The sequence below is a fragment of the Actinomycetota bacterium genome (assembly GCA_019347575.1).
Lineage (GTDB): Bacteria > Actinomycetota > Nitriliruptoria > Nitriliruptorales > Nitriliruptoraceae > JAHWKY01.
Window position 1 is genome coordinate 51937 of the sequence record JAHWKY010000023.1, and the last position, 19202, is coordinate 71138.

The window sequence follows — 19202 nt, forward strand, 5'->3', positions numbered from 1 at the left end:
GCCCATGTGCCGAACTTCGGCTGCCATCCCCTTCGTCGAAAGCCCTGAGAGGTACTGGTAGACCCGGTATCGGGAACTCGCCCCGCGCTCGTCGTACCGCGTGAACCACGTGACAGATAGTGGACTCATGTCCGGACCTCACTGACGGGGGCGTCACTCCCCCGCGAGGTCTCATGGCGCTGGGTCATCCCCACCACTGCGACAGCCATCGCTCCGATATACGCGACGACACTCACAACAGCCGCGCCAGGCATCCCATGCGCAGCTATAACAGGCACCCCCGCCCCCGCGGACAAGACCAGCGCCAGCAACGACCCTCGGAGGTAAGACTTGAACCGGCCCTGGCCCATGAGTCCTGTTGCGGTGACCCTCCACATCGACATGGCGACGCCCGCCACAGCCAAGATTCGGGCAGGCCCCACGGCTCCGCTGTAGCGCTCACCGAAGACCGCGGGAATGAGCCAAGGTGCCAGGACCCATAGGCCGCCAGCGACCGCAACCGACAGCACCAAGGTGAGGGCGGCGAGCAACCGCAACGAGCGCTTCTCCTCGGCGCGGGAACGCTGCTGTGCGATGTGATCGAACGTGACCTGAGCTATCGCAGTGGGGACTACGACCGTCAGTTCGGCGACCGCCACGGCGACCGAGTAGAGCCCTACCTCTCGGTTGCTCCTCAGCCACCCAAGCAGAAGCCGATCAAGGCGATACGCGAGTGTCATGGAGATGCTGCCAGCCTGAGTCATCAGACCGTGCCGGAGAAGAGATGGTCCAGTGCGGCGCTCTTCAGCTTCAGCGACGCCACGTCTCGCGTCGGTTAAGTGAGCCATCACCTGAGGCAAGAGAGGCAAGAGGCCAACCACCGAGCTACCGAGGAGGACGACGAGGTACGGAGTCAGTTGCTCTGTCCCGAAGACCAGGTACAGAGACGATGCCCCACCCAGAAGTGCACCGGTCCGAACAGCTTCCGACCATCCGGCACGTACGAGGAATCCTTCAGCCCGACCGACACCGAGCGCGAACACCGTGATCAGGCTCAAATAGAGTAGGGATACCGCAAGCACGAGTTCGCTTGGAGACTGAAGCACGTCCATCGAATAGAAGATGACGAGCGCGAGGGGTAGTAGCGCCACTGTCGCAACGCCTAAGGCGCGCGAGGAATCACGCACAAAGATCTGGCGTACGGCGGATTGCACATCCGACCTAGGTAAGTGGTAGCGCAGCGACGCGTCGAGGCCGAACGACCCTAGGACCGCGAAGAGGCCTGCGACGGTGATTATGATGGCAGCACGGCCGCGATCCACGGGCCCGAGAGCGCGCGCCAAGATGATGCTGCCGCCAGCACGGAAGCTGGCAGCGACCACTAGTATGATTGACGTGGATGCGAGTTGACGGCCGGCGCGCCGGAGTCCCTCTCCACGTTTGTTCAAGGCGCTCATGACCAAGGCTTACTGTCGCGACGGGACGATGCCGGTTGCTGGCGGATCAAGCAATGGAACTCAACGAGTCAACGAAGTGAACAAATCGAACCAGCGTTGCACCATGGCATCAGCGGAGAACAACCGCCCCCGTTGCTGACGAGCACGGATGTCGTCCACTGCGCTCATCTGGCTACAGAACTCCTTCACCGCTCGAGCTATTGCTGTCACGTCTCCCACCGGGCACAACTCTCCGTAAGAGCCGCCGTCGAGTATGTAGCTGGGTCCGTAGGGAGCGTCTGTTGCGACAACCGGGGCGCCGACCATTAAGGCTTCAACGATAACGTTACCGAAACCCTCCAGCTTCGATGTCAAGACGAGCGCACAGGTTCGGGATAAGAGTTCTTCCGGTGCTTCGACGAAACCGCGGAAATCGACGCGGTCGCGAACGCCAAGGTTGTCAGCGAGCGAGACGAGGTTGTCGTATTCGAGTCCCGTTCCGGCGATCACCAACGTGTACGAAGAAAGATCTGCAACAGCGAAAGCACGGATTGCTGTGGCCACGTCCTTCTCAGGACTCAGCCTCGAGATGACGAGAAGGAAAGGGTCTTCAAGGTCAGGCGACCACGGGAGGGTTGAGAACCGGCTGCTGTCGATTCCATTCGGCACGACGTGCACGCGCGAGGGGTCGCAGCCTATTTCGACTAGTTGCGCGCCAAGGCCGGGGGAGATTGGCGCTAGCACGTCGATGTGACGGAGCACAGCATCCCTCATCGGGCGCCGTTTGGAGCCATCTTCCACAGCGAGTTGGATCGGGCTTTGTATCGAGGCCACAACGTGCGCTGACGGCGCGCCGACTCGGGCCGCGAAGTAGGCCCATATCGGGGTCAGGAAACTTACGACTACCGACGGATGGAAGGCTCTCAATGCCTTAGCGGCTGCCCTTATCCCTCGGGCATGGTCGATGATTCCTTTCGGCGTCCTCCTGTCCGTCCCCAGCACGACGAGATCTGCGCATGTAGCGGCGAAGCGATCGGCCAGCGGACCCCCACCGGAGCGGACGACCAATTGTGGGGCAACGGCGTCACGGGGCCAACGTCGCAGCAACTCTAAGAGTGCTGTTTCGGCGCCCCCCGCGTTGAAGTCCGGAAGCAGAAAACTGACCCGTGGAAGCTGTTGCATCGCGCGGCCCACCGCTTGATCGTCAGGTATCACTTAGGAGCCGACCACGAGAGAGCAGGCGAGGACCGGTGCAATAAGGCTTTGGAGGACTTCGGTGCGACGTCCACTTTCGCACCTAGCCATAGCAGTACTGCGGTCTGTATCCAATACGAAAATTTGATGTAGGAGGCACTGCTCGGCGAAGCGAATATGACCAAGGCCACGATCGAGAAGGCGAACGTCCAACATACGCTCCCCTTGTTCATACGCCGGGCATGTAGCGTGACGACACCCGCGAGAATCCCAAGGATCCAGCCCGTCAACGCTACCCCAAACAGCCGGAAATCCTTGTAACCGATGTCGATGAACGTCGCCACGTTGAACCGGTAAGGAATCTCGTAGAACTCTCCAATGTGGCTTGGCGCGTCGTAGTCGGGGAGGAAGACTTCTGCCACCTTGGCTAACGGATGGAAGGTCAGCGCCCCCCACGTTACTGGAGGATCGGTGTCCTCCAGTAGTCGATCTAGGGTCGGCAGCGGTCCCGCTGAATAATGGAGTGGCAAAGCTACTTCTTGAAGGGGGCCTGAAATGTCGACGAGTCCCGACGACACGAGCGTTGAGTTCTCGTAGGACTTACCCAGCATGTTGCCCATCAGGCTGAAAACCGCCAAAACCACCGCGATCATAGTGAACACAAGTCGGAGGTCGCGAACCCTGAATCGAAGCCGGTCTGAGCTGACGTACAGCACAATTAGAGCCCAGATGATAGACTTCGTAAGGTTCGTTCGTGCTGTCGTAGCCAGCAATGCCGCGCTTGCGAATCCCGCGCTGGCCACAAGTGCAAAAAGGCGGGGTTTCTCGCCCCTGAGCCTCACATATCCAAAAGCTGCTAGGGGCAGAATCATCTCGAATGCATAGAAGTAGTGAAAACCGGTAGGAATCGAGCCGCGGCTGATGGCTAGTCTAATGGTGTGCGAAGACTCCAGCATCGTTGACAGGCCAAAACGCGACAGCAGGTTAAAAAGATAAATTGTGAATAGCGCCGCCCCGACCAAAAAAATGGACCAATATGCCCGCCAATAAAGAGCGCCGTTACCGTCGAACTTCAGATCTTTCGTTGGAGCGTCCCGCCGCTTGGACACGATTACGAAATACCCCAGCAGTATCGAGCCGAGGCTCAACCCCACGACGGCCCATGTGCGCGAGCCGATCTCCACGTACTGATAAGGCACTAGGAGGTAAGCCGTTATCAGGCCCCACCACCGCGCCGCGAGGAGCGTCATGAGACCGAACTCGCCGCCGTCAAGGCGCCAGGTCACGACGAGTAGCAGGGGCAGCACGAAGATCGCGCCCAGGAGTCCCATCAGGCGGACCCTGAGCGCAAGCCCTCGTGAGTCAGGTGACGCAACGCCTCGGTGAAAGCGGCGAATCGAGCCTGGTTCGCATCCTCGCGGAAGTATTCGTAGCCGCAATCCGACATTTGACAGAGCGCTGCGAAGTACGCATCGTCGTTAGACAATCGCTCGATCTCGTCGCGCATCTCGGCCCTCGTCCGAACAAGACGCGCGTAGGCTCCTTCGGCGGTTACCTCGCGGACGGATGGGATGTCGAGCGCAATAACGGGTACACCCTTCGAATACGCCTCCAATATGGCGTTGGGCATCCCCTCCCAATCGGAGGCGAAGATTAGGGCACGAGCCTCCGATAGGAGTTGTGCTGGCGAATCGACGTATCCTGCGAAGGTGACCGATGGTCGACCAACCGCAAGCCTCTCAAGGCTGGGTCGGTATGGTCCATCGCCCGCTATGACAAGAGGGTGATCCGTAACGGCATCCAGGTACGCCCGCAGGACGAACTCCGGCAACTTCGCGGGGGCTAGACGTCCCAACCAGAGGAAGTGCTTGCCTGGACGTACCGTACGAGGTGACAGCGGGGCAGTGTTGGGAAAGATCTCGGAATCGATTCCAAGTGATCGAAGTTCTTCAGCGACCGTTCTTGAAACCGCAACCACAAGATCACTCCGTTCTACGGAGGACCGAATAGCAGCGAATTTGGAGGAGTTCCCCCAATCACGCGTCGAACTCCTTATCCACGAAATCCGTACATAGTCGCCTCGTCGGCGGTACTCAAGTCTTTGGGCTGTGGCCGCCCAGAGCGTGGCAGATCCTCCGAACACGTGAGTACAGCGAGAAGGGGACTCTCTGAGTGTGTGTCGTATGCTCTTTATGACACTCAGACGTCCCCACTTCCCCGTCCGATTGGGGATAATATGGATCGTTGGCTGCGAGTCTATTTTCGGCGCTAGGCGCATCATCGCTAGTTCCATACCTCCCTCGCCGGTGCCAACCGTAATCCAATTCATCGTCCTCTTTCGCCAACCATGCCCGAAGCGTCATAGCGAGCATTAGTCTGTATTGATTCCCCTTTGGCCGGGCATGATGGCACCCGTCCCGAAACTCAGGCCTCTGCTCTCGACCGCATGGCATCAGCGGATATCTCCGACTCAGCCTCATCAATCACCTCACGCAGGATCTCATCGAGACTATATTGAGGCGTCCACCCGACTAGCTTGCGCAGCTTTGTTGTGTCGGGTACGCGCCGACGCATGTCTTCGAACCCGGTCTGATAGGCCTCTTCATACGGCACGAGGGTAATCTCCGAGCTAGACATCGTCTGTTCGACGACTCGCTCGGCCAGAGCGATCATTGAAATCTCCTCCTGCGCACCTATGTTGTACACGTCCCCCACCGTACGCTCGTCATCCAGTACCGCTACTAGCGCCCTCACCACATCAGCGACGTGGGCGAAGCATCGTGTTTGTTGGCCATCCCCATAGACCGTAATCGGTGCCCCCAGCAGGGCTTGGCGGACGAACCTCGGTATCACCATGCCGTAGGCGGGGGACTGCCGGGGGCCAACCGTGTTGAAGAGCCTAACGACAGTCGTGGGGAGACCCCGTTCTCGGTGGTAGGCGTAGGCCAGCACTTCATCGACCGCCTTCGCCGTGGAGTACGCCCAGCGGGCTACTGCTGGAGAACCGAGGATTCGGTCGTCGTCCTCGCTCAGGGGGCCATAGCCGTTCTTCCCGTATATCTCCGAGGTTGACGTCAGAAGAATTCGACGTCGGTACCGGTGTGCAGCCTCAAGTACGATCTCCGATCCCCGGATGTTCGTCGTGAAGGACCGAAGGGGGCGTTCTACAATTAGTTTCACGCCGACTGCGGCAGCCAGGTGCACGACGACATCGCAGTGGTGCACGAGTTCGTCCACCATGAGCTCGTCAAGCACTGAGCCTTGGACGAAGCGGAAGTTGGGGTGTCTTTGGACGTGTTCGAGATTCCCCAGCCGACCAGTTGACAGATCGTCGAGTACGGTAACTCGGTCCCCGCGATCCAGCAGGGTCTCTGTTAAGTGGCCACCGATGAATCCAGCCCCCCCGGTGACCAGGTAGCTTAACCGCACACGTATTCCTCGCAGTCCGCCTGCCGGTCAGCGTAGTCCCGTACTAGATCAAGTACCACTGAAGGGTACCGGCACCGTGTTCACGGACCCGGTTGGGGGTGACGTAGCGCGATGGCGGGGTCGTTTGTCCACCACGGTTCGCCTGTTCTCGTCGCGTCCCTCCTACCGTTCCTGGTGGACGGCATCCTGACGATCTCGAGTGTCGCGTGAAAGAATCTCACGACGCTGCACCGCCCGCACGCCTACCAACTCGTCGCGACGATGCGGCAACGCGATTTCGGCTGCCACCTACACCGAGCTGGCGGCTCTGTGCAGTGCTCTCACGCTCGCGACGGGACAGGTAGGCACGGGTTCGTCGCTGCTCTGGTGAAGGCTCCGGGACCGATCCTCGCGATGGAGTCTGAATCATCCTAGACCGTCGCCTCCCTACCGGGTGACAGCCGGGCCGGGACCGGGCCTCGCCTCAGTGACGCCTGGCCACCACCCAAGTGAGGATCGGCCACGACGAGCGCGTACGCCGAGCGATCCGACCGATGGGGTGCCATGCCGGTGGCGTAGGGGTGTGGCGCAGACCGAGTGCGATCATGAGGACCGCGAGCGGGTTACCCCAGCCGCCAGACGCGATGACCGGCCCGTGGGGGGCGACGGCGACCTCCAACGCGTACGGCGTGAAGCGCCACAGGTCCTTGGGTCCGTAGTGCACGGGGTTCAGGAAACACGACGTGTGGATGACCAGGCCACCGGGCTTCACGACACGGAAGGATTCCGCGACGGCAGCCAAGGGGTCGCCATCGACGTGCTCGAGCACCTGATCGGAGACGACGATATCGAAGGTCTCGTCGTCGAAGGCGGTCAGGTGCCGCATGTCATGCTGCGGCAGATCAGCCTCGACCACTTCCGCGTGGCCGAGACCGACCTCTTCCAGAAGGCGACGTGACCCTCCGATCGAGAGGGCCGTGACCTGCCGACTGAACGTCTCGGGAGCCTCAGCCAGGACGTCTCGAAGTGCGCGGTACATCTGGTATCGCGTAACGTGGGTCTCGTGCCGCCAGGGCCAGACCGTCAGCAGAATGAGGGCACGGACCAACGATGCGAGGGCTCGTGTGCCTCGGCTGAGGGGCGACCGGGTTGCCTGCATCCTGGGACTCCTACAGTCGTAGGTCGGCGTGGCGGCATCGACGTGGGACACCTTCCGGCGGTCGAGCGCGACAGAAGAAGCGAATGGGAACATGGCTTATCACGGGCGTTGCCGGTTTCATCGGATCTCAGGTCGCCGAAGAACTGCTGCGACGTGAACACCACGTGGTCGGGCTCGACAACCTCGATCCTTACTACGACCCCCAGCTCAAGCGGGCGAGGCTCGACCGTCTACGACGCCAGGACTTCCGTTTCATCCCGGCTGACATCACCGACGAGTCCACGGTCGCCACTCATTTCGCCGACGTCGAACCTACTCACGTGGTGCACCTCGCAGCACAGCCCGGCGTCCGCCATGCACTGACCGACCCGAAGCCGTACGCACGCACCAACCTTCTGGGCTTCGTGAACGTCGTCGAGGAGTGCCGGACGCAGGACGTACAACATCTGGTCTACGCATCCTCGAGCTCAATCTACGGCGAGACCTCGAAGGTCCCGTTCTCCGAGCACGAGCCGGCAGATCATCCGGTGAGCCTGTACGCGGCGACAAAGCGGGCCAACGAGCTGATCGCACACAGCTACAGCCACGTCTACGGAGTCCCCACCACCGGGCTCCGGTTCTTCACGGTCTACGGCCCGTGGGGGCGTCCGGACATGGCGTACTTCGAGTTCAGCCGAGCCATCGCGACCGGGGAACCGATCCACATCTACGGTGACGGCTCTGCGCTTCGGGACTTCACGTACATCGACGACATCGTCGAGGCAGTGATCCGGGTGGCGTTGCGGCCTGCAGAGCCGGACCACTCTTGGAGTGCATTCCGCCCCAATCCCTCCTCGAGCTGTTCGCCGTTCCGCATACTCAACGTCGGCCGGGGGCAGCAGATATCCATCCTCGAGATGATCGAACTGCTCGAGGCCCGACTGGGGCGGTCGGCTGAGCGGATCTTCGAGGACGAGGCCGCAGGTGACGTGTCGCAGACGTTCGCCGACGTGCGGGATCTTTCCAACTACGTCGACTACACGGCGAAGGTGCCGGTGGAGGAGGGCCTAGCTCGCTTCGTAGATTGGTTCAAGGAGCACTACGGCTTCTAGAGCGGCGATACCGGGAACGCCCCATGAAACAGACTCGCCATCGCCTGCTGACTCTGCTGTCCCGTGGCTGGCTGGTGCACGCCTGGGGGACGCCTACCGGCGGCAGGAGACGTGGGCGCTCGCACTCCTCGGGCAACTCGCCCCGACCGCGTGGGACAACCTGTTCTCGGACCGTCCTGACGGGTGGGTCCGGATCCGACTCAAGAGCGGGGCGTGGGTCGGCGGTGCTCTGCGGGCTGGCGTCTCCGGTCGGGAATCCTACGCGGGTGGGCATCCCGAGCCCGCCGATCTGTTCGTCGCCTACGCCGTCGACGTGGACCCCGAGACGGGCGAGTGGGTCGCGGATGCCGACGGTCAGCCGCGGTCTCGCGACGCGGGCATACTCGTGCAGTGGCAGGACGTGGAGCTGCTGGAGCTGGTCGAGCCAGCATCGGAGGCACGTGATGGGTGAGAACGCTCGTATCCGCTCGCGAGGCACCACGACAGGGGATGCCCGCCCCGGATCGAGCGGTTCCTCCGACAACGGCGTCGTGAAGAAGGGTGGCTACCCGATGGGTAAGCCCCAGGGCGGGATGGCGCCGCCTCCGCAGAACGCCGGCCCCGGTGCGAAGCCGGCCTCCAAGCCCTCGAAGGACGGCTGAGCGACCGCGATCTTCTCGGGCGTTCGCCGGTGATCGGGGCGCGTCTGCGGCCTCCGTCCTCCTCGGCGAGCAGGTGGGGCGGTCGCGACGGGCATCAGCGTGGATTCTCCCGACCCCTACAGCCGAGACGACCTCGACGAACGAGCACGCTCGGACTGCCGCGTCAATCCACAGCTCGTCCGCGGCGGCGTGCCGGATGTGCCTCGAAGGCTCGTAGGTTCCTCGAAGGTTGAAGGAGGGATCGTGGCGGGGGAGCGGGTCGAGTTGCCGCCCGAGATCCGGCTGTCGCTGGATGAGGTGGCGGTCGTCATGGCAGCGCTCGACATCGCCGAGGACCATGTACCGCCCACGAGCGATGACTTCCTCCCCGTCCGGGCAGCGATCGCACTGCTCGTCGAGAAGCTGTGGCCGGAACTGGGCGAGCTGGACCAGGAGTAGACTCGTGGACGTGCAGACCGACCGGATGCTCTCCGCTGTCGAGGTGGCCCGACGCCTCGGCATCGAAGTCAGCGACGTGTACCGGCTGATCTTCGCGGGCGAGCTGCGGGGCGGGCCCACCTCGGAGCGTGTTGTGCGGGTCAGGGAATCCGACCTGCAGGCTTACCTTCGAAGTCGCGACGTCTAGCGCCACGGTTCGCGGCGTGACCCAGGGTCGCAAGCACGTGTTCGAGTCGGCTCCCGACCTCGGGGGACGGCACGCGCTCGCGGTCACCATCGCGGATTTCAGGACCGCTAGGCGGGCGAGACCGCCCGCAGACGGTACGGTGCGACGCCCCCATGCGCGGTGCCACATCTACCCCCCGCGACCGCCGCAGAGGCCGCCGCTGCGGCAGACCCGTCCGGGTCGCTGACGTCGCCACACGCGCCGCGATCCTGAGGACGTTGTTCACGCTGGCGGGGTTGAGCTCGCGACGAGCTGACGCGTCAGTCCCCTCGACGCCCGGCTCCTCCTTGGCTACCGTCGTCCGCGGTCGGTCTCGCTGCCGAGGGGAAGGGTGGGTTGTGGCCGAGCGCCTGCATGCGGCTCGGTCCGTCCACCGCGCGAGCGTGGCGCCGCCGTCGTCGTCGTCGCCCAACCGGCTCCTCCACCTGCAGCGTCTGGTCGGCAACCGGGCGGTCCAGCGCTTCCTGGGCGGCGCGCTCGACCAGCTGACGCAGCGGCCGGTCTCGACGACGCGGTTGCTCTCGCGCCTCGACGCGGTCGAGCGCGCCAAGGTCGAGCGGCTGCGGAGCCAGATCGGCTGGATCGACGGGCTCCCCAGCCGCATCAAGGACGATATCGACGTCGAGTTCGGCGCCGGCGCGATCGCGAAGCGCATCCAGAACGAGTTCAAAGCGAGCGCCCTGAAGGAACTGCGGCGCAGCCCCGAGTGGAAGAGCGCGAAGAAGGCACAACGCCCAGGACTCCTGCGCGCGGCACGTGACCGTCACGCCCGCCAGGCCCGCGCCAGGATCGCTGCGCGCGGGATCACCCCCGGGAAGGGGGGGTTCAGCGCCAGCGAGACGTGGGAGTCCCTGTTCCCGATCCAGGGCAAGGCGGACCGTTGGAGCATCGAGGTGGGTCGCATGGCGCGCCGCGTGGACTTCCTCGCCCAGTACGAGCACGCGCTCGGCAGCGTCGCGGCCGTGAGACGGCACTTCACCGCGATCGTGCCCGTCGCCGGAGCCGGCTTCCTCCACGCTGCTGCGGCGAGCCGCCTGAAGATGGCACGTGACGTCTACCGCAAGCGTGCGGCGGCCCGGGGCGAACCCGACGCGCCCTTCCCGACCACCGGCACCTCGCAGGCGCTGCGGCGCCGCCACTACCACCGCGTCTCGGGCGGCAAGCTCGGGCACCCCCTCGGCCTGTCCCTCGACTTCCGTGCCTACGAGAACCCCCACCTGCACGGCAAGCGCGCCTTCCTCGAGGCCGTTCTCGGCGCGGACGACCTGCGCATGACCATGCGCGACCAGAAGGGCCAGGCGATGGGTTGGAGTGAGCGGCGACGCGCCATCCGTGCTCTGGGCAAGCACACGCAGGCCGCACGTGGTGGCGGGATCAGCGGGATCATGGCCCTCCTCGCGGCGATGTTGCGCGGAGAGAAGCCAGCCACCGGTGATACGAGCAAGCACTGGCTCGTCGAGGAGGCGGGCGACGCCTTCGATCGCGTCGCCGGGTACTCCGAGCGGTTCAAGAACCTGCTCACGGCGGACGAGAAGGCCGAGCTGCTTCAGGCCTTGCAGGACCTCAAGAACGGCGCCGCCCCGAAGGACGAGGTGGACCAGCGCGTCCGCGACCTGCTGGCGCCGCTGATCGACGGGATCAACGCCTCGACCGAGGCGGCGCGCGCCATCGCCGACGAGTCCCCCGGCCACGACATCGCCCGCATCGCGCCCCGGCGGCGCAACCGCGCTGCCGCTGCCGTCAAACGCGTCCGCGTCGCCAAGGCGGACCGGGCACGCCGTCAACTCGCGACGATCGCGGGCCAGTACCCGGAGGTCTTCGCTGGCCTCGACCTCGATGAGTCATCCTCCCCGGGCGAGATGCAGGCCGCGTTGATGGCGCGTCTGCGGTCGGTCTACTACGCCTTCGAGGTGCAGAAGAAGCAGGTGCACATCGCCAAGCTCGAGCGTCCCGACTACGGCTTCATCTTCGGCAAGGTCAAGCTGCGAAGACGCGGCGGCGAGCGCACGTGGCAACCGCAGCTCCAGGCGGGCGACCCCTCGGTGTGGCAGCTGCTCGACAAGGGGTTCGTTCGACGCGATGCCGAACCTGGTACCGGGGCGGACCGCTCCGAGCTGGGCCTCGGGATGAACCGGCTCTTCTACGAGGTCATGGTCGAGCACGGGTTCGATCCCGGCGGGGCGTGGGACTCGATGGACACGATGCACTTCGACTTCGTCGAGGGCTTCGATGCGGTCGTCGGCAAGGGCACGGTCGGTCCCGTCCACGGCTGGGTCGCGAAGAAGTCCTGAGAGGCCCGGCTCGGCGGGGGGGACCCAGGGTCGCGATCACGCGTCCGTCACACCGGGGCGAAGAAGGCGCGGCTCGTCGCAGGCGCGTAACCGAAGGGGACCCTCAGGAGAGCAGCCGCCACAGGGTGTAGGCGGTGATGTCGGGCAGCCGATGCGGCTCCGTGAGCAGCAGCGGCGCACCGACGTGGCCCGCAGCCGCTGCGCCAGCGAGGGCGTCCGGGAACGAGGCGCCGGTCGCGACGTACATGTCACTGACTGGGCCTGCGAACGCATCGGCCACGGTCGCTGCGGCCGTGGCGTAGCGATCCACGCCCCAGATCCGGGTCGGGTGTACACCGGTTACCGCAGCCACCTGCGCCAGTACCGCATCGGAGATGGCTCCCATGCCGCCGAGCACCTTGACCACTTTCGGACGCAACCGCGCTAGCTCGGTAGCGGTTGCTGCTGGCAGCGATGCTGGCTCGGTCAGCAACACCGGGGCTCCGACGTGGCTCGCGACCGCTGCACCTGCCAGCGCGTCGGGGAACTCCCGTCCGGTGGCGAGGTAGACGGTGTCGGCGGTTGCGGGGAACGCGTCGGCGACCGTGGCGGCCGCTGTGGCGTAGCGGTCGGGCCCGCCGACCCGGATCGGAGGCGTCCCCGTCGCCTCCGCGATCTGCGCCAGCACGGCGTCGGAGACGGCTTGCGGTCCTCCGAGGACCTTGATGATCGATGGGCGCAGCCGTGCCAGTTCGGCCAACGTCGCCGCTGGCAGCCAGGTCCCGTCGGTGAGCAGCACGGGGGCGCCGACGCGTGTCGCAGCGGCGGCACCGGCAAGCGCGTCGGGGAATTCGCGACCGGTCGCCAGGTAGACCACCTCCACGGTGTCGGGGAACGCATCGGCGACAACCGCGGCCGCTGTCGCGTAGCGGTCCGACCCGCCGATGCGTCGCGCCGACCCCGAGGTCCAGGCGGCGAGTTCGGCCACGACATCCACGACGCTCGCGTCGACGGCTTCCAGCCCACCCAGCACCCGAACGGTCGTCGGCTTGGTCGCCGGCAGGCCACCAGGATCGGGCACGTCGCCGGGATCCGCCGGCTTGTCGTCGGCCGGAACTTCGCCGCCGTCAGGTGGCCGCTGCACCCACCACGTCCAGGTCGCTGGCGAGTCGTCGGTCCAGCCGTCGGCGTCGACAGCGCGGACGGTGAACGTGTGCGCCCCGGCCGCGAGGTCTCGGTACGACCGGGGTGAGGTGCACGGCTCCCACGCCCCGCCATCGAGCCGGCACCGGAAGGTCACGGCCGATGTTGCCGACCCGAACGTGAACGTCGCTGAGTCCGCCGTCGTGCGGGCTGGCGGACCTGGCCCGAGGTACGTGTCGGGCAGCGACGGCAGCGCCAACTCCGGGTGGTTGTAGACGATGAGCCCACGCAGGGGCGGGGCGGTGGCTTGCCCGCAGCGCTGCTCGAAGCGCAGCCGCAACCGCTCGATCCCGGAGGGCCCGAACACGACGCTGTCCACCACGTACCAGCCGTCGAGCGTCGTGCACGAGCGTCCGTTGCCGGCCCACGCGAGCCCTCCCTTGCGCGGGTTGTGCCAGGCCGGGAACCGCTTCAGGCTCGCGTAGTAACCGGGGCGCAGCGCCGGCTCGTCGTTGGGCAGGGCGAAGTCGCCATCCCACCAACCCGTGGCGGAGGTGACCTGCACCGCGGTCACTCCGGTGCCACTCGTGATCTCGATGGCGCTGTCGGCGAGGGTGTGGTTCCACGTCCTGCCGGACCCGATCGGGTCGCCGGGAGCACTCTCGAGGTGGATGAACGTGGCCGCGTCCGGCAGATCCTCGGGGTCGGGCTCCCACAGCCCGAGGGGAGCCGGCTCGGGGTTGACCGACGGCTCCAGCGGCACGGTCGCGTCGTACCCGACCACGCCGCGCAACGGCGGACCACCGGGGAAGCAGGACTGCTCGAAGCGCAGCCGCAGCCGCAGCAGGTGCCCGTCGAGGTCGTGCTCGATGTCATCGACCGCGAACCAGCCGCGGCGGTCGACGCAGCCGTGACCGGGACCGCTCCACGCCAGCGATCCGAGGCGAGGGTTGGGGGCGTTGCCCCAGTACTGCAGCTCCGCGTAGTAGCCCTCCTGGATCGGGTACAGAGCGGGCGGGAGGAAGCTGCCTTCCCACCGCTCGTCGCCCCTGACTACGACAGAGACCCGTCCATGCGGTTCCTGCTTCACCTCGAGCACCGCATCGCCGGTGCCGTAGTCGTAGGTGCGGCCCCCACCGATGGTGTCGCCTGGCGACGACTCGAGGTGGACGAACGTGGCTGCGCCCGCGGGTAGGTCGGTCGGGGCGGGCTGCCACAGGTCGGCGGGGATAGGCCGGGGGTTGGCGGGTGGCTCGATCGGCGCCGACGCGTCGAAGACCACGAGCCCGCGCAGCACGGATCCAGGGGACGTGCCGCATCGCTGCTCGAAGCGCAGGCGCAGGGTCTGCAGGCTCGTGTCGGAGCTGTAGCTGATGTCATCGAGAGCGAACCAGCCCGTGAGGGTGTCGCAGCCGCGGCGCTCACCCCGCCAGAACAGGCCACCAAGGGGCGGGCTGTTGAGCGGGGAACGGATGAGGTCGCCGTAGTAGCCCGGCTCGAGGCGCACCATCGTGTCCGGGCCGACGAAGCCCGCGAGCCATTCCTCGTCACCGATGACACGGATGCCGATCTCTCCCCGGCGAGGGGTCACTGTGAGGTTCGCGGTCGAGGTCCGGTAGTCGTAGGTGCGGCCCTGGCCGATGTAGTCGCCGGACTCGGACTCGAGGTGGACGAACGTGGCGGCGCCGGCAGGGAGGTCCTCCGGGTCGGGTTCCCACAGTCCGTCGGGCAGCGGACCGGGGTTGGGCGAGGGCTCGGGGGGCGCCGCGGCGTCGTACACGAGCACGCCCCGCAGCACCGCGTCGGGCGAGATGTCGCAGCGCTGCTCGAACCGCAGCCGCAGTGTCGCGAGACTGGCGTCCGCCTCGTAGCTGACCTCCTCGACCACGAACCAGCCCCGATAGCTGCCGCACGACGGCTGGTAGAGCCCCGACCAGCGCAGCCCGCCGTCGAGCGGGCCGAGCGGCTCGCGGTGGTCGTAGAAACCCTCCTCGAGGCGACCCAGGCTGTCCGGGGCGCTGAAACGGCCGAGCCAGCGCTCGTTGCCCCAGAGCTGGACGCTGACCGCGGGACCGTCGGAGTGCACGGTGAAGGCAGCGGTCCCCGTGTGGTAGTCGTAGCTCGCGCCGGAGCCGATGTGGTCCCCGGGGCCCGACTCGAGGTGGACGAAGGTGGCCGCGTCCGGCAGCGATGACGGGTCGGGCTCCCACAGCCCATCGGGCTGCGGGCGGGGGTTGGTTGGCGGATCGGGCGGCGCCGTCGCGTCGTAGACGATCAGCCCGTGCAGCGGGGCATCGGGCGAGCGGTCGCAGCGCTGCTCGAAGCGCAGCCGCAGCGTGACGATCTGCCCATCGGGGGAGTAGGTGGCCTCGTCGACGGCGAACCACCCGTCGATGTCGTTGCACGTACGGTGGCTGTCCCAGGACAGACCGCCGAGCCGGTAGTTGTGGTAGGGGAACATGTGCAGGTCGGCGTAGAGGCCCGGCTCGATGCGTTCGCCGTTCACTCCCCGGAAGTTGGCCGTCCAATGCTGCTGTCCGCTGACCCTGACGTCGATGCCGGAGTCGAAGCGGACGACGCCGACGGCAGCGTTGCCGGCGTGGTAGTCGTAGTTGCGTCCTTCACCGATGTGGTCGCCGGCAGCAGACTCGAGGTGCACGAAGTTGCTGCGCTCAGGCAGCTCGTCGGGATCGGGTTCCCACAGCCCGTCGGGGATCGGGCGCGGATTGAGCGAGGGTTCCAGCGAGGAGGCACCGTCGTAGACGATCAGGCCGCGGAGCGTGGGCGCGCCGGGATCGTCGCAACGCTGCTCGAAACGCAGCCTCAGCGTGTGGATGAGGCCGATGGCATCGTAGGTGACGTGCTCCACAGCGAACCAGCCGTACACAGCGGCGCAGTAGCGGCCCTCGCCTGACCAGCGCAGCCCGCCCAGCTTGCCGTTGTGCCCGGGCGTGCCCTGAAGTTCGTCGTACAAGCCCGGCTCGAGCGAGGCAGCGGACGGTTGCGACTTCCCCGCGAACGTGCCGTTCCACCGCTCGTCGCCACCCACCGATATCGAGAGGTTCGTCCCGGTGCCGGTGACCCTCAGCTCGGCGTCCGAGGTCCGGTAGCTGTAGGTGCCGCCCACGCCGATCGAGTCGCCCGGCTCGGACTCGAGGTGGACGAAGGTCGCGGCCCCCTCGGGGACGTCCGCCGGCTCGGGCTGCCACAGCCCGTCGGGGATCGGTCGCGGGTTGGGCGAAGGCTCCGAGGGGTCCGACGCGTCGTAGACGATCAGGCCGCGCAGCGCCGGTGAGTCCGCACCGTGGCAGCGCTGCTCGAAGCGCAGCCGCAGCCTCGCGGGTCGGTTGTCAGCTCCGATGGTGTACTCGTCGACGGCGAACCAGCCCACGATGTCGCTGCACGAGCGCGACTCGCCGCTCCATGCGAGACCGCCGGTGACGGGGTTGCCGTTCCAGTACGGGCCGAGTTCCGCGTACCAGCCGGGCTCGATCTGTTCCTGGCCCGTCGGGAGGCGGAAGTCGCCGCGCCAGTCCTCGTTGCCGTGGACCTCGACGCGCAGGTGCGGTGGGCTCTGGATGTAGGCGGAGATCCCCGCGTAGCTGCTGGGGTAGCGGTAGGTGGCCCCGCCCCCGATCCAGTCGCCAACCTCGGACTCGAGGTAGGCGAAGGTCGTCGTTCCGGGCAGCGCCGCCGGGTCCGGCTCCCACAGGTCCGGTGGGGAGGGTCGCGGGTTCGGGGGTCGCGGAGCGGCGTTCGCGGCGTCGTAGGCGATCTCGCCGTTCAGCGGCGGGCTGCCCTGGTCCCCACAGTGCTGCTCGAAGCGCAGGCGCAGCCTGGCGAGGACACCGTCAGTGGAGTAGCTGACCTCGTCGACAACGAACCAGCCGTACACCTCGGAATGACAGTAGCCCCCGCCTTGCCAGAGCAGGCCACCCACCGCGGGATCGTGGCCGTAGTAGCTGCGTAGCCCGTGGTAGTAGCCCTCCTCCAGCCGCTCCGATGGGCCTACGAAGTAGGCGGACCAGTGCTCGTAGCCGGCGACATCGACGCGTACACCCTCACCCTCCACGCGCACGTAGATGGCCGCGTTCGTTGGGTCGTAGCTGTAGGCGGCGCCTTGGCCGACGACATCCCCGGGTGTGCTCTCGAGGTACACGTAGGTGGTCTCGTCAGGCACGTCGGAGGGATCTGGACGCCAGAGGTCGTCGGGCGGCCGGGCGTGATCGGCCAGCGCCGGGGCGGGAGTCGCCACCACGGCCGCGACGAGCAGCATCGCCAGCACGAGGGTCACGACGCCACGCGGTCCACCCACACCGGGCAAACCCACCCCCCCGCTCGAAGAGAGTTACCCGTCGGCTACCTCGAGCCCGCGGTTAAGCCTGAGCCACCGCCGTGGTCCGTCGGAGCTACGAGAGAAGTCCTCCTGATGGGGGGTGGCGGGGCGACGGTCATCGGCTGGTCGGCGGCCTTCCACGCTCTCGCTGCGCCGGTGACGTTCGTCCTCTGGCGGTCCCTGGCGGGCGAACTCCGGAGCGCCAGCTGGGAACTGCTCGCGCGCTGTGGCCGGTGCTCCTCGCGTACGTGGTGTCCCGTGGCTGGCTGGTGCACGCCTGGGGGACGCCTACCGGCGACAAGCGACGTGGGCGCTCGCACTCCTCGGGCAACTCGCCCCGACCGCGTGGACGCCTTTCACGCTGGCCGGGTTGACGCTCGCGACGAGCTGACGGGAGTCGCCAACGACGCCGCCAGGCGAGCGAGCTGTCGTGTGAGGTCGGTCGCCAGCGGTTCTTCCTCCAGCCAGATCGGGCTGAGGTCACCTCGCTCGAGTTCACCACCCTCATCCCGCCCGATCATCGAGCGGTCCGTCGGACAACAACGTCGTGGCGAAGGGTGGCTACCCGATGGGCAAGCTCCTCCTCATCCACAGGCCCAGGCGGCGCAGTCTCGGCCCGCGTCGGTCGTGCCCCTACCGTCGGCTCGTTGCTCGATGCGAGGAGGTGGGGCACCATGGCGGTGGACGAGCGTGCTCGGCGGCAGATGCACGAGCGTCTCGAACAGGCCATCGGTATCGAGGCGACGGACACGCTGATGGGCGAGATCGCATCCCTGCGAGGTGAGCAGCTCGCGACGCGCCACGACGTGGAGCTCCTGCGGGGAGACGTGCGAACCGGCTTCGCCGAGCTGCGTGGAGACTTCGCTGAGCTCCGCGGCGAGTTCGCAGAGTTCGATGGCGAGACGCGCAGCGCCATCGCCGACCTCCGCGGCGAGACGCGCAGCGCCATCGCAGACCTCCGCGCGGAGATGCACGAGCAGCTCGGGGCGGTGCACGCGCTCATCGCTGCGCAGACGCGTCAGCTCGGCTTCTGGATGCTGGGCGCGATGACGACCTTGACGGCCCTGGCGTTCGGGGCGGCGTCGTTGGGTGGTGGGGCGTAACCAGCCTGATCGAGCTGGGCCGTCGACGTCGGGCACGTCAACCGACGTCGGCCTCACGCTCGTCGTCGGTCTCGGGCCCCGACAAGGGCGACCCGGGCAGCCCGGCAGGCCCGAACGGGCATCAGCCTGGCCCGTTGGACAGGCCTCACCGCGCTACAGCCGGCGCAGGAAGATGCCCAGGAGCAGCACGACCGTCGCCAGGACGTAGCTCCAGATGCCGACCGTGTGGGGGAGCAGGTCGACGAAGGTCCCCAGCACCCCGACGACCGTCAGGACAAGGGCGACGAGGATCGTGACCCAGCGGGGCGCACGGTTGGCGTAGGAGGCCACGTCAGACGTCCTTCAACAGCGACCCGGCCGTCAGCAGCAGCGGTGAGAGCAGCAGCGCCCACCACCCCGCCTCCCTCGGGTCGAGCTCGAGTCCGGCGCCGGAGACCAGCTCCATCACGGCCTCGTCCACGGCGGCGACGTGGAAGGTCGTCAGCGACAGCCCGGCGAGCGTCAGCGCGACCGCCAGGACGACGGTCACCATCCTCGGTGCGTTGGTCCTCATGACTCCCCCTGCCGCCCGGCGCTGCGCCCGGAGAGACCCCACAGCCGCCGCCCCGCGACGACCGCTAGGGATCGTCCGCCGCGCCCCGCGACTCCGTCAAGCGACGCGGACAAGATAACCGTTCCGGTCAGGTGTCGATGGCCCGCTTGCTGGCAGCTCCGACCCGCGCGCGACGGGGCGCCGTGCCGGGCTCGACGAACGGTTCGCGCTGTGCTCTCAGTGGCC

Annotated in this window: 15 protein-coding genes; 6 read left to right on the plus strand and 9 right to left on the minus strand. The window is 66.5% G+C overall.

Translation table 11 applies throughout. From position 1 onward, the window contains the following. Positions 1-125: 125 nt before the first annotated feature. From KY469_15255 to KY469_15280, 6 genes are all read right to left on the minus strand, one after another. Positions 126-1436, minus strand: a complete 1311-nt coding sequence (locus KY469_15255; GenBank protein MBW3664457.1) for an oligosaccharide flippase family protein — start codon at positions 1434-1436, stop codon at positions 126-128. A gap of 60 nt (positions 1437-1496) precedes the next feature. Further along, entirely contained in the window at positions 1497-2609 is a 1113-nt protein-coding gene (locus tag KY469_15260) for a glycosyltransferase (protein MBW3664458.1), read from the minus strand. A gap of 17 nt (positions 2610-2626) precedes the next feature. Continuing rightward, positions 2627-3940 (minus strand): oligosaccharide repeat unit polymerase, encoded by a 1314-nt coding sequence (locus KY469_15265; GenBank protein MBW3664459.1) that lies wholly within the window; start codon positions 3938-3940, stop codon positions 2627-2629. Beyond that, positions 3940-4440 carry a glycosyltransferase gene (locus KY469_15270; protein MBW3664460.1) on the minus strand — a complete coding sequence of 167 codons (501 nt, stop codon included), beginning with the start codon at positions 4438-4440 and terminating at the stop codon, positions 3940-3942. The genes KY469_15265 and KY469_15270 overlap by 1 nt, the downstream gene beginning before the upstream one ends. Positions 4441-5033: 593 nt before the next feature. After that, entirely contained in the window at positions 5034-6038 is a 1005-nt protein-coding gene (locus KY469_15275) for a GDP-mannose 4,6-dehydratase (protein MBW3664461.1), read from the minus strand. 463 nt (positions 6039-6501) lie between these two features. Beyond that, positions 6502-7056: a class I SAM-dependent methyltransferase gene (locus KY469_15280; protein ID MBW3664462.1), complete on the minus strand. Its 555-nt coding sequence runs from the start codon at positions 7054-7056 to the stop codon at positions 6502-6504. 203 nt (positions 7057-7259) lie between these two features. Between KY469_15280 and KY469_15285 the strand changes: the two genes are divergently transcribed. The 5 genes from KY469_15285 (at position 7260) to KY469_15305 (ending at position 11863) form a co-directional block, all read left to right on the plus strand. Then, positions 7260-8267 carry an NAD-dependent epimerase/dehydratase family protein gene (locus KY469_15285; protein MBW3664463.1) on the plus strand — a complete coding sequence of 336 codons (1008 nt, stop codon included), beginning with the start codon at positions 7260-7262 and terminating at the stop codon, positions 8265-8267. Between the two features lie 313 nt (positions 8268-8580). After that, positions 8581-8718: a hypothetical protein gene (locus KY469_15290; protein MBW3664464.1), complete on the plus strand. Its 138-nt coding sequence runs from the start codon at positions 8581-8583 to the stop codon at positions 8716-8718. A 433-nt stretch (positions 8719-9151) separates the two neighbouring features. After that, positions 9152-9346: a hypothetical protein gene (locus tag KY469_15295; protein MBW3664465.1), complete on the plus strand. Its 195-nt coding sequence runs from the start codon at positions 9152-9154 to the stop codon at positions 9344-9346. Between the two features lie 4 nt (positions 9347-9350). Beyond that, the gene (locus KY469_15300) at positions 9351-9533 is read left to right on the plus strand and encodes a helix-turn-helix domain-containing protein (protein MBW3664466.1); all 183 of its coding nucleotides are present in this window, start codon (positions 9351-9353) and stop codon (positions 9531-9533) included. 377 nt (positions 9534-9910) lie between these two features. After that, entirely contained in the window at positions 9911-11863 is a 1953-nt protein-coding gene (locus tag KY469_15305; protein MBW3664467.1) for a YbgA family protein, read from the plus strand. 103 nt (positions 11864-11966) lie between these two features. Here the strand turns inward: KY469_15305 and KY469_15310 are convergent, their stop codons facing one another. Beyond that, positions 11967-17279: a cell wall-binding repeat-containing protein gene (locus KY469_15310; GenBank protein ID MBW3664468.1), complete on the minus strand. Its 5313-nt coding sequence runs from the start codon at positions 17277-17279 to the stop codon at positions 11967-11969. A 716-nt stretch (positions 17280-17995) separates the two neighbouring features. Here KY469_15310 and KY469_15315 point away from each other — a divergent pair. Then, complete coding sequence (locus KY469_15315; GenBank protein ID MBW3664469.1) at positions 17996-18424, plus strand: hypothetical protein; 429 nt, start codon at positions 17996-17998, stop codon at positions 18422-18424. Positions 18425-18577: 153 nt separating this feature from the next. Here the strand turns inward: KY469_15315 and KY469_15320 are convergent, their stop codons facing one another. Together KY469_15320 and KY469_15325 are read right to left on the minus strand one after the other, a co-directional pair. Beyond that, on the minus strand, positions 18578-18754 hold the full coding sequence (locus KY469_15320; protein ID MBW3664470.1) for a hypothetical protein: 177 nt from the start codon (positions 18752-18754) through the stop codon (positions 18578-18580). A gap of 1 nt (position 18755) precedes the next feature. Next, on the minus strand, positions 18756-18977 hold the full coding sequence (locus KY469_15325; protein MBW3664471.1) for a hypothetical protein: 222 nt from the start codon (positions 18975-18977) through the stop codon (positions 18756-18758). Between the last annotated feature and the right edge of the window lie 225 nt (positions 18978-19202).